Source organism: Sulfitobacter sp. HI0027, from assembly GCF_001634775.1.
Lineage (GTDB): Bacteria > Pseudomonadota > Alphaproteobacteria > Rhodobacterales > Rhodobacteraceae > Sulfitobacter.
The window spans coordinates 1-11,569 of record NZ_LWER01000002.1 but is presented as its reverse complement, the minus strand read 5'-3'; the positions used below and the strand labels follow the sequence as shown (position 1 = coordinate 11,569).

At 57.8% G+C, this 11,569-nt stretch carries 10 protein-coding genes and 1 pseudogene; 2 read left to right on the top strand and 9 right to left on the bottom strand.

The annotated features are described in order from the left end of the window. A partial coding sequence (locus A3722_RS00215; RefSeq protein ID WP_150120383.1) for an integrase core domain-containing protein occupies positions 1 to 478 on the top strand: 478 nt, incomplete at its 5' end. A 68-nt stretch (positions 479 to 546) separates the two neighbouring features. On the opposite strand, the gene A3722_RS00210 is transcribed toward A3722_RS00215, so the two are convergent. The 9 genes from A3722_RS00210 to A3722_RS00175 all read right to left on the bottom strand — a co-directional run bounded on the left by A3722_RS00210 (position 547) and on the right by A3722_RS00175 (position 11,156). Then, entirely contained in the window at positions 547 to 3,177 is a 2,631-nt protein-coding gene (locus A3722_RS00210) for a DEAD/DEAH box helicase family protein (protein ID WP_067626731.1), read from the bottom strand. Next, positions 3,174 to 4,889 (bottom strand): site-specific DNA-methyltransferase, encoded by a 1,716-nt coding sequence (locus tag A3722_RS00205; RefSeq protein WP_082849297.1) that lies wholly within the window; start codon positions 4,887 to 4,889, stop codon positions 3,174 to 3,176. Before A3722_RS00205 ends, A3722_RS00210 begins: the two co-directional genes overlap by 4 nt. Next, a complete protein-coding gene (locus A3722_RS22915; RefSeq protein WP_082849296.1) occupies positions 4,886 to 5,086 on the bottom strand; it encodes a hypothetical protein in 201 nt (66 codons plus the stop codon). The genes A3722_RS00205 and A3722_RS22915 overlap by 4 nt, the downstream gene beginning before the upstream one ends. Before the next feature lie 112 nt (positions 5,087 to 5,198). Then, entirely contained in the window at positions 5,199 to 5,408 is a 210-nt protein-coding gene (locus A3722_RS00200) for a hypothetical protein (protein ID WP_067626733.1), read from the bottom strand. Beyond that, a complete protein-coding gene (locus A3722_RS00195) occupies positions 5,405 to 6,523 on the bottom strand; it encodes a hypothetical protein (protein WP_067626736.1) in 1,119 nt (372 codons plus the stop codon). The genes A3722_RS00200 and A3722_RS00195 overlap by 4 nt, the downstream gene beginning before the upstream one ends. A gap of 519 nt (positions 6,524 to 7,042) precedes the next feature. After that, on the bottom strand, positions 7,043 to 7,408 hold the full coding sequence (locus A3722_RS00190; protein WP_067626738.1) for a hypothetical protein: 366 nt from the start codon (positions 7,406 to 7,408) through the stop codon (positions 7,043 to 7,045). 10 nt (positions 7,409 to 7,418) lie between these two features. After that, on the bottom strand, positions 7,419 to 8,642 hold the full coding sequence (locus tag A3722_RS00185) for a c-type cytochrome (protein ID WP_067626740.1): 1,224 nt from the start codon (positions 8,640 to 8,642) through the stop codon (positions 7,419 to 7,421). Beyond that, a complete protein-coding gene (locus A3722_RS00180) occupies positions 8,639 to 10,399 on the bottom strand; it encodes a GMC family oxidoreductase (protein WP_067626742.1) in 1,761 nt (586 codons plus the stop codon). Before A3722_RS00180 ends, A3722_RS00185 begins: the two co-directional genes overlap by 4 nt. Positions 10,400 to 10,415: 16 nt before the next feature. Further along, positions 10,416 to 11,156, bottom strand: coding sequence for a gluconate 2-dehydrogenase subunit 3 family protein (locus A3722_RS00175; RefSeq protein WP_150120101.1), 741 nt, complete (start codon positions 11,154 to 11,156; stop codon positions 10,416 to 10,418). 190 nt (positions 11,157 to 11,346) lie between these two features. Here A3722_RS00175 and A3722_RS00170 point away from each other — a divergent pair. Continuing rightward, a pseudogene (locus tag A3722_RS00170) lies at positions 11,347 to 11,569 on the top strand (hypothetical protein); the annotation flags it as partial.

Sequence of the window (11,569 nt, the reverse complement as noted above, 5' to 3'; positions counted from 1 at the left end):
AATCCCGGATACCTCGATTTCGGGACGGCGTGTGGTACGCGAGCTGACGGCATTGATCGAGCGGCGCGGAAAGCCTGGCATGATTGTCAGCGATAATGGGACCGAACTAACCAGTAACGCGATCCTGCGCTGGTGTTCCGAGCATCGGATCGAATGGCACTACATCGCGCCGGGCAAGCCCATGCAGAACGGCTTCGTCGAAAGCTTTAACGGGCGGATGCGCGACGAGCTACTTAACGAGACCATGTTCCGCAACCTAGCACATGCCCGCGTCGTGATCCCCGCATGGGCCACCGACTACAACACCGAACGCCCGCATTCGGCCTTGAATTACCAGACCCCGGCCGACTACGCGCGGACCCTGACCACCGCAATCGCCCGCCCCGATACGCGAGATGAAAGCTCCGCGTGTCGGGCGATTGCTCAACCTGCGCCAATCGGCGTAAACATCAATCGGGCTCAAGTCACAGCTGGATGAGAGTTCCGTGGCAGGTCACCACCCCCCGCATTTAGACAGATACTCACATATAGGGAGATTTAACCGGGCTATGCGTCCAGCGCCTCAGTCTCGAATGCCGTTTTGAAGTCAGTATTGGTCTGCCCGGTCTCATTGAAGAAAGACAATCCAAGAACGGTATAGTCCCGGCCTTGAAATACCGTCTCAAGTCGTGCTTGGGCTTTCACTTGCGCAAGGAAGTCCTGCTTCCACTTATCATCTTTATACCACTTCTCGCCCTTGGGTTCGATGAATAGCTGCAAGATCGTGCTGACCTCTTGGCCCTTCTTCCTGAGAAACAGAACGAAGTCGGGTTCAAAGGCGCGTCCGGTGTCGAAGTCATATAGCTTCACCGCCTTCTCGTTCCTCAGCAAATAGAAGTCGTCATACACGCCGCGCAACCGGGCTTCCTGATCGTGCATGTACTTGATGAAGTGCTTTTCTTGATCCGTGCCGTAACTGTCATCATAGGCGTGCCAGTCCTTGCCGCTTAGATCGATCTGGTCCAGCCCCGGCACGTTGCTTTCACCCTTCACCCAACTCAGACCCGTCTCGCCTTCGACCCGCAGATTCAGCACCTTGTCGGTGAAGCGGTCCTTGATGGGATAGGGCTTGAAGTCCTTGGTGCCGACATACTCGACACTTTCGCGCTTCACGCCGCTTTCGATCTGGTGCAGGACATATTGCGTGATGTCCAGCTTTTGCCGTGCCGTTAGGTTGTCTAAGTCATCGGGCAAGCCGCGCACGCTCACTATCACGCTGCCCAGATAGGTGTGCGAAGTCACAAACTGCGATGCACTGGCGAGTTGCGGAAAATACTCCCGCACGTTGGCGAAGTGGAAGAAGTCGTTGGCGTCCAGCGCAAAGCCCAGAATGGCCCTGCCAAAGTCGGCCAGTTTGAAGTCGCGGGTAACAGGTTCCTTGCTCCACGGCATCAAGGTCAACTGACCACCGCCAAAGGCAGAGGCCTCTGTCACTCGTCCCGTCATCAAGTTGGGATAAATGAAACTGCCTTCGATCTTGTAGGCGTCCAGTCCGTCCACACCATCACGCGGGTTCTTCACTCGGTCATTAGTCCAGACGTACTCCCTCACATATAGGGAGGACTGCTTGAAGCTGTCTTTGAGCCGCAACCTCACCGTCCGAGCGGTTTCATCCAGCATCCCGGTTTCCCGCAAGGCATTGCGGATGTCTTGGATGTACTTCGGATTGTGAGAACAGTGGTAGTGCAGCCCTTCCAGCACCCGCAACGGGTGGTCTACGGCGCTGTCATACTTGCGCTTTTCCCGGGCCGCGTCCGGTTGGTCCGGGGCGACAAACGGAAAGTACCGCGCCCCTCGCCCGATCAACTGCGCCTCGGCCATCGTGGTCTTGCCCACCTTGTTGGCCTTGCCGTCGCGGGTGTCATAAAGGCGCACAATGTCGAACAGGTTCAGCACGTCCCAGCCTTCGTTCAGCTTATCGACAGCAAAGATCACCCGTATCTCGTTGTCGCGATCCTCCAAGGCGTTGAGTTCTATCTGTCTGTTTTCCAAATCCTTGGGGTTGTTGACGTTCACCACCTTCTCGGCTGCAAAATCTCCCTGTAGCTCACGGGCGAAATCCGCGCCACTCATGGCCCGTTCGTCCATGATGAACGCAAAGGCCCGCGAAAGGGTCTCATCGCCCTTAGAGACCGCTCTGAGCGCGTCCAGCGCCTCACCAGTTAAGCCCGCCACCATCGCCGTGAACGCAGCCTCATTATCGCCACTGTCCTTGATCGTCTTGGACTTCATCAGGATCACCGGCTTGCAATGCAGTCCATGCGCCTCAGCCACCTTGCGCCGGTACTGGCTCAGGACCATCGCCTGCATCATTCGGGCGTCGGGCGGTAAATCGGCCTGCCGCAACTCGATGTCCTTGGAATAACCGTCTTCCCGGAACTGCCGTAGCGAATAGTCGTACAGTATCTTGTCGTGATACTTTGCCCGTATCGCCTCGTGGCTCAGGTCCACGGTTGCGGTAAACTCCAATAGCATGTTCTCGGGGTGCTGGCTGAAAATCTGGCCTACCGTGCCTTCCCAACTGGCTTTGTCTTCCTTCTCGCCAACTGTCAGCGTCTTCTTGGTCTCGGCGTTCAGGTGGTGCGCTTCGTCCGAGATCATCACCACCCTGTAGTCGCGGAAATCCTCTATCGTGACGGCATTCTCTTTTGGGGCCTGCATCCGAGTGTGCAGCCCTTGAATGGTGGTGAAGTGGATGTTGATTGCATCGCCCGACACCGCGTCAAAGGTATCGACTGCGCGAATGTCCACCAGCCTGTCATCAATGCGGACCGTCGGCGCGAACAGATGTTTGGCCGATGCTGGGTTGAGGAAGTTATCCTTAGTCTTCTCGATGATCTGGGCAGAGTTCACGAAGAACAGGAAGTTGCGATAACCGCGCCGGTAAAGGTCAAGGATCAGCGCGGCCATCAACACCGTCTTGCCGCTGCCCGTGGCCATGTGGAACAGAAGGTGCGGGGCCTTCGGGCGTGCTTCGTACTTGTCGATATAGAAAAGCCAGCGCTCCAGCGCGGTGCGCTGATAGGGGCGCAACGCGATCTGCGGCGCAAGGTTGCCCGTGATGTCAACGGGGATGTCTGCCTTGAGCATCCCAAACTTAACAACCGCATCAATCTGTTCGTTAAGCGTCTGGCTCATTGGTCCAGCCCATAGAAAGAAAGGGTCGCGCACTTGTCGTCTTCCGCAATGTCAAAGTCCGCATCGCCAAGGGAACCGAGATTGACATAGAGGTGGTTGGCATCAAGGCAGTCCATCAACACTCGCTTAGCGCCTTTCAGCGGGAGGGCGGCGAAGTCGTCGGTGTCGAAGGCGCTCAGGTCCACGTCATAGCTCAGATAGCCGGTGGCCAGAATGTCGGCATGGATGGTTTGCAGCGCTGCCATGTCCGAGGCCGCTTCGATCCGGTCAGCAAAGGCGGAGTTGGATGCTGCGAGTTCTGCATATACAAACGATCCGCCGCCTCGCCACTCGACAGCTTTGGATATGCCGCCTTGTTCCCCGTCGATGACTTTCTTTAGGCGTGAACCGGGCAAATCAAGGATGTAGTCCATTTGCTCAACGGCTATCCACTTTCTTCCCATTTTATGTGCTGCCGCCGCGGTTGTGCCCGAGCCGGAATAGAAATCAAGAACGCAATCACCGGGCTTGGTTGCTATGTGAAGTATTCTCTGGATCAGCCTTTCTGGCTTAGGAGTTTGAAAAACGCCTCCCAAGTCTAAAGCATCAAGTTCTCGCGCAGCTTCTTGATTGTGACCAACCTCACCGTACTCCCAAACGGTCTGTGGCATAGTCCCCTGCATAATTTCGGAAATAAATTTCTTGATTGCGGGACGGCCGTTGCCATCTGATCCGAAAACTATGCGGTTGTCCGCAATCAATTCTTTATAACGTTCTGGCCCAAAGGCCCAGCAGCGGTTCTTGGGAGGCAAGTGTTTTGTACCGTTAGGTGCAACAATCTCGAAGATGTTTTCACTTACACCTGTCTTTGCATATTGCTTACCTCGCTGCCCTGAGAGCAAGCTAATGCTGGCATTTTCTGGCTTCCAATCTCCGCGGGGATCGTTGTCCGTATTGGTGTACTTCGCCTTTTGAGCATCGGAACGTTCGACTAATCCAAATTCAATGTTTTCATAGCTTTTGGAGAAAGCCAAAATATGATCATGCGACGACGATATGTTTGTCGCATTGCTGCGCGGACCGTACGCTTTCTGCCAGACGATGTTGGCTATAAAATTGTCTCTGCCGAACACCTCGTCCATCAGCACCTTACAATAGTGCGCTTCTCCATCATCCAAGTTGACGAAGATCACCCCATCTCGGCTTAGCAACTTTTTCGCCACCTCAAGCCGGTTCCGCATGAAGGTCAGCCAAGCCGAATGGTTGAAGCGGTCATTGTAGCGAAACCCGTCATTGCCGGTGTTATAAGGTGGGTCGATATAGATCAGCTTCACCTTGCCCGCATAGCGCGCTTTAAGCGAATGCAGCGCCAGCAGGTTGTTGCCCTTGATCAGCAGGTTGTCATCCTCTGACACCTCGCCGACGGGCTTGGCCTTGCCCGCCGCCACGGCCTCGCCGTCCCAGCGCTCCCAGCCAGTCAGCACCTTGGGTTCAAACAGCCGCGTGATGTCGTCCGGGGCCAGCGTCGTGTTCCAGAACACCTCGTTGCGGCCCCGATCTTCTTTCGTCATGCCGCCTTCTAGCACGCAATCCTTGTAAGGCCACGTGAGCACCACGTCGCGTGATTGGCTTAGATAATCGCCGCGCCCATCGGTCAAACCGATCCGGTTCTTGAAGGCCGTGTAGCTGTCGGGCAGGAAGGCTTTGTTGGACACAAAGCCCTGAAACTTCACCTTGTCGAAAACCAGCGCCCCGCCACTGGCGTAAAGAAATGATCCTTGATCGTGTCGGACTGCATCAGCAGTTCCAGCAGCCGCGCATCCATGTTCAGCGCCGCCTCGATCACCACATTCTTGAGGATCGCCCCATCCGAGATAAACGCCTGTTCGGCTTGGAGAAGCGCGGTCAGGTCATCGAGAAGATTCTGCATGGATGGTCGCCCCTGTGTCGGTCTTTTCGCCCTTTGTGCCTGAAGGGACAGGGGAAATCCAGCGGTCCCCTATTTGCCCCAGTAATGGGAACATTGATCTTATAAGGGATCGTCAGCGCAGGGCATAGGACCGGCTGACTTTGACATGTGGAGCCTGCCCCAGCCGCGCCCTAAAAGTGTCCTTCATCACCTCCACCAGTTCCCGTTCAAGATGGGCCTGCACGATGAAAGCATCATGGATGGGCAGGATCGCATGGCCCTGTCTGACAAAGTGCAGCATGACTGCCTCTGCTAGATCGCTTTCCAGTCGCTGCAGCTTCATGTGGCAAGCAAAGCGGGAACCATCGGGAAGGCATCTAGCACCTTCGCGCGAAAGTCCTCAGCCGTCATGCCCCACCTAGCACGGTCGAAGTTGCGAGGCTCCTCTGTTGCGCCTGTCTTAGTGTTGAGTAAGGCGGCAAGCGTGGCCTTGGCGTGGTCGCGCAGGTCATCCGGCGCATTCATTCCTACTAAAAGAGAATAGGGGTCCTCCGGTATGGGCTGGCCCGCCTCCGCCAACAGCACCGCCGGGTTGAAGCCGCTGAAGTCTGCTTCGATAGTGTGTTGCTGGTCTATCGTGATCCCGGGGCGTACACGGCTTTTAACGTTCAGCCACCAGCCGCCATAAAAGCGGCCACCGTGACTGAAGTTGCCCCGGTTGAACACACGGTGCAGGCGTACCTTGAGACCCTGATATTCGGGCTTTCGGTCGTGGATCGTTAAGGGACGCGTCGTTTCGATGTCGGTCGCGTCTAACTTCGCATTGATCTCGTCCAACCTCTCCCGCATGGCAACAGTCTCGGGCGTGTCGCCATATCCGCACAAACGGTCATTCAGATCTTTCAAGCGAATGGACTCTCGGCCCCGGTCCACTGTGAAGTCAGCAAAAGTCCAATCATCGACTTGCAGTTCCCGTGCGCCTTCCTTGGTCAAGGCAAACCTACTTGTCTGACTATAGCCCGGAAGGTTGAAGCCACTTTGCATTATGTCGATATGACCGCACTTGATAAGCCAGTCTTGCACGGTTCTGAACCGATCTGCGGTCATAAACTTAGGCCGATATCGCCGCTCCCGATCCAATGCCCCCTTACTGCGATACATGCCTATTGTCGTTGGCCATCTGTTGCACTCGGCCCGCATCAGGTTCACAAGGATTGCACTGCCACAGTCCCAAAACTTTTGTTGCGTGGAAGTGCTTGGTTTGCGCTTGGGAAAGGTAGCAGTCCACGCCGCGCATACGTCATCCATCAGCAAGTCGAGGAGGTTTTGCGCCTCGGGATTTGATACAACCAGATATGGCTCAAACGCGCATGAGTGGTCCCCTAGCTGATTTAGCAACTTCGCGGCCATTGCCTGCGCCTTCAAAGCAAGAGCGGACTTGGGTTCATCGGTTATCATAAAATCTCAAAGCATTTTTTTGTGACCCCATCCATACATCACCACGGGCCAACTTCCCCCATACCCCACCCGCGACGGCAGGGATACGCCCCGTCTTGCGACCCGCTCCCATCATAGGACAAAAGAAGCGCTAGGCGGGATCGGCATCCGCACCAACTATAGAGGGAAAGAAGCGCCAAAACGTGACCCGCCCTCACTATAGGACAATTGGAAAGACAAACGGCATTTGGGCCACCGATGGGCGGAAAGCAAAGTCCCTGACAGAACATCCAGAAGTTGACAAAAACACAACCTATACAGCATAAGTGTGACACAAAGTGCGACACACAACTCAACCTCGCACTCGATTGTTCAAGCCTTCCAATGGCTTAGAAAAATGGTAGCGGATCCGGTACTCGCCTCCATTTTATCTTTATGCATATCCGGTCGTTTTGCCCCCGTTGGGGGACGCTGAGTTAGCCGAAAGCGGCCCTTAACGTCTGCAGGCGCCCCCCCCCAGAAAAAAATGGCGGCTTTCCCCTAATAGATAATGCCAGCCGCGGCACAGTCCCTCGCAGATACGAGAGAGAGGTCCGGCAGTTCGCCCGTCCCGTTACCTGAAGCAAGGCGGTCTACTGTAATTCCGCGGGAGTTGGCGAAAGGCTTTGGCTGTTCTGCACCAGCTTCCTTAATGCCCTCGTCATCATCTCTTGAAAGCCCGGCGATTTCTGCTGCCTCAACCTCTGCCTGCAGGCCAGCACAATGCTCTACGATCGCAATCATGACAACGCGGTCATCGGTATTGTATTCCACTTCGCCAAGATAGAGCGGTTCCGACATCGCCGCGCCCGAGAAGCACAGCGCAAGGCTCAATCTCGCGACAAGGGACGGCTCGGCAGTTCTCATCGGATCACCTTCAATATTCCTTAGCTAGATATTCGCGCATCTCGGCCACGGCCTCCGCCGAGACCGCGCCGCTCTGGCGGTCCCCGGTATTGCGCAGGTAGGTCAGCAAGTCGGCGATCTGCGCGTCGGTGAGTTTCCACGCAAAGGGTGGCATGGCCAGCATGCTGGGGATCGTTTCGGTCGGCTGGGCGCGGGCGCCGCCGAGGATGACACGGATCGCGGTCGAAGGATCCTTGGCGTGTAGTTTGTTCGACGTGCTGAGCGGCGCAAAGAAATAGGGCACGCCCGAGGCATCGGCCACGTGGCAGGCGGCGCAATTGTCGAAGTAAAGCCCTTCCCCGGCCTCCATTCGCGCCGTCTCGGGGGCCTCTTCCGACGCGCGCGCCGTGTCGTCGAGGGTTTTGAGATAGGTGGCGACGGACCGCAGGTCTTTCTCTTCCAGAAACTGGGTCGAGATCGAAACAACCTCCCCCATGCGCTGCATCGGGGCGGTGTGTTTGGCGCGTCCGTATTTCAGGAACTCGAAGATGTCGTCCTCGCTCCAATGCGCAATGCCGCCGTTCTCACCGCCGCGGATGTTCGGGGCGAACCAATTCTCCAGCGTACCGCCGCGCAGGTATTCATCGTCCTTGCTTGCACCGAGGATGTTCTTGCCGGTGTGACAGCCGCCACAGTGCAGCGGCCCATCGACGAGGAAACGGCCACGGTTCCATGCCTCGGAACGGTCCGGGTCGGTCACAAATTCCTCGTCCTCGAAGAACAACAGCTTCCAGCCGCTCACCGACATGCGGATGTTAAGCGGAAACGGCAGATCGTTTTCCTCTTCCTCCACATGCACCGGTTCGAGCGATTGCAGATAGGCAAAGATCGCATCGGTCTGCTGCCGGGTCATCAGGGTGAAATAGGGATAGGGCATCGCGGGGTAGAGGTGCCGCCCCTCGTCGTCGATCCCCTCGTTCAACGCATTGTAGAAATCCTCGCGCGACCAGCGGCCCAGCCCGGTCTCGTCATCCGGGGTGAGGTTGGCGGAATAGATCGTGCCGAAAGGTGTTTTTAGCGCCCTGCCCCCGGCAAAGGGAATGCCGTCGTTGTCGATATCCGTGTGGCAGGCTTTGCAGTCGCCCGCCTGCGTCAGGTAGCGGCCCCGCTCCACTTCGGAGGAGGCAAGCTCCTGCGCCTCAGCCGGGACAAGGCTCGCGCCGCAGAGGGCGGTGATCAGGGCCAGCCGCTTCATGCCTGCACCAGCGGGCCGGGATCGGCCATATATTGATCGATGATCGCCGCGACCGACCAATAGGCCAGCGCCGCCACGGTGCCGGTCGGGTTGTAGCCCGCGTTTTGGGGAAACAGCCCTGCCCCGGCGACGAAGAGGTTGTGCAGGTCCCAACTCTGACAATAGCGGTTGCAGACGCTCGTCTGCGGGTCGGTCCCCATGATCGTGCCGCCGGTGTTATGCGTGGTTTGATAGGGCATCGAGTCGTAGGATCCCTTGCGCTCGGCCACGTTGACCTCGCGCCCGCCCATGCCTCGGGCAATCTCTTCGGCCACCGGGGTGAGATGGGCAGTCAGCCGGCGGTCGTTCAGCGTGAAATCATAGGTCATGCGCAAGAGCGGCCTGCCATGTCGGTCGGTATAGGTGGGATCAAGATCGAGGTAATTGCTGCGATGCGCCATCGAGGCGCCGTGCACGCCCACGGTGGTGGTCTTGAGGAAATTGGCCCGGACCGACTGTTTCCATTCACTGCCCCAGCCCGGCACGCCCTCAGGCACCGGATGGCTTTCGATGGGCCGGGCGTTGGTGGTATAGCAGGCGATATAGCCGCCCCCGATAAAGCCCAGCCCGGAATGGTCGAAATTGTCGCCGTTGTATTCATCCACCGCCATGCCGAGCGCGCCCGCGCCGACAAAGCCGTTGGTATATTCCTCATCGTAAAAGACCGTCGCGCCGGACATCACCTGATAGCAGTAGTTCTTGCCCACCACGCCTTCACCGGTCTGCGGATCATAGGGCGTGCCGATATCGGACAAGAGCATCAGCCGGGCGTTCTCAAGCGGGTAAGCACAGATCACCACGACCTCGGCGGGCTGGAAGAATTCCTCGCCGCTGGTGTCGACGTATGTGACCCCCGTGGTGCGGGAGCCGTCGGGGGACTTTTCGACTGAGAGCACTTCGGAATCAGTGCGCAGGGTGAAATTCTCCCGCTTCATCAGAACCGGGATGATCGTGGTCTGCGGCGAAGATTTGGAATAGTTGCCACAGCCGTGTTTTTCGCAGAAACCGCAATAGGTGCAGGGCGCCAGCTGCAACCCCAACGGATTGACATAGGCGCGTGACATATTCGCCGAAGGTGACGGGAATGGGTTTAATCCAAGCTCACGCGCGGACGCTTCGAACCGATCCTGCGAGAAGGTCATCTGCATCGGCGGATTGGGGTATTCGTCGCTGCGCGCCCCCTCGAAGGGATTGCCTCCCTCACGGATGTCGCCCCGCAGGTTGCCCGCCGTGCCGCAAATGCCGCAGATCTTCTCAAAATAATCGAAATGCGGCTCCAATTCCTCATAGGTGACGCCGTAGTCCTGCACCGTTATGTCTTCTGGCAGCGGGCCATAGCGTTCTTCGTTATGGCTTTTCGCGACGAAATCCGAGGGCAGGAAACGGTACGTCGCCCCGTTCCAATGCACGCCCGAGCCGCCCACGCCGTTGCCCGGTAGGAAAGAGCCCCAATGCCGCATCGGCAGCGCGATCTGTGCGCCATTGTTGCGGAAGGTGACGGTGGATTGCGAGGCTTCCTGAAACATGCCGTGGCGCCAGTAATAGCGTAGCTCGTCCTGCGCAAAGGTGGTGGCGAAATCCTTGGGCGTGTCGCGCCACGGGCCGCGTTCCAGTGCCAGCACCTCCATCCCGGCGGCAGTCAGCTTCTCGGCGTAGATCGCCCCGGTCCAGCCGAAACCGACCAGAACCACGTCGACCTTTGGAAGCTGTTTCGTCATCGTGTCACCTCGTGTCTTATTCAGAGCTGTTCCAGCCGGGACGGCCCATTAGGCTGACCGGCGGCAGATCAATGCGCGCGCCGTTGTGGCCCACGAAATCGCGGTAATCATAGCGGGTGCCAGGAAAGCCGACGTAGTGCCAAGCCACCATGTCTCGGTTGCCGCCGTAGATTGGATCGGCGAAATAGCCTTCGATGGTGTTTTTTAGGATCAGGTCAAAGAACGCCTTGGCCGAGACTCCGTCGAAGGTGATTTCCTCATCGTCCATCCCCTTGAGGATCTCGTCCTGTTGCGCCGCGCTCAGCGCGGCAAACCCGGAGTCCTGCTGTGCGCGGCAATAGGCGTCGAGTTCGGCAAGCGCGTGGCGGTAAAGCTCTGCCGGGGGGTGTTCGCTTTGATAGCCTTGGGTCGCCGTGCCTTCGAGGAAGGGGCCCTTCATGTACCAATGCTGCCCACGGCCATAGAACCCCGCCATCTGCCGGTCGAGGAAGGTGATCACATCAGCCTCGGTCGCCCCCGGCCCTTCCCCATCCGATGGGATCAGCCGCGCGCAGATCGCGGCGACGGCCTCGCGTTCGTCGGGGGTAAAGAACCGATCCTCACGGGTGCCGTAATACGGCGGCTGGCCCTTCAGGGGCTCCCAAGGCATCCCCTCGCCCCGGCCATAGATCGCACCGAAGACAGCCGAAGGGGCGGCGATGGCGGTGCCGCCGAACAGCAGGGATTTCAGAATTTTGCGGCGCGTCGGAAAAGACAAGTGACCCCTCCAAGTGATGCATGTAGCCTCAGGGCGTAATGCACCCTGTGATAGAAGCTGGATCGCTTTTACCGGGGGTCAAGGAAAATTGATCGGGCCGAGGGGAAACCCAACCGCGCCTCAATTCGTTCGGAACGATGTGCCCGCGCGCAGCGTTCCTGTCAGGGAACGACGGAAGGGAAAATAAACCTTGTTCAGCGATGCTTGGATCCGAACCTATTGTGGACCGGCACCGGGGCCGGAGGATTTTTGGTTTCGCTGGAACTTCGACCCGCTCATTCTGGCCGCTCTGTCTTTGCTCTTCATCGTTGTCTTGCGCGCGCGCAGCCGCCACGGGATGGCTGCCGTGGGTGTTCTGGTGCTGGCCTTCGTCTCGCCCCCTCTGTGCGCTTTCCTCGGCTCTGTTTTCGGCG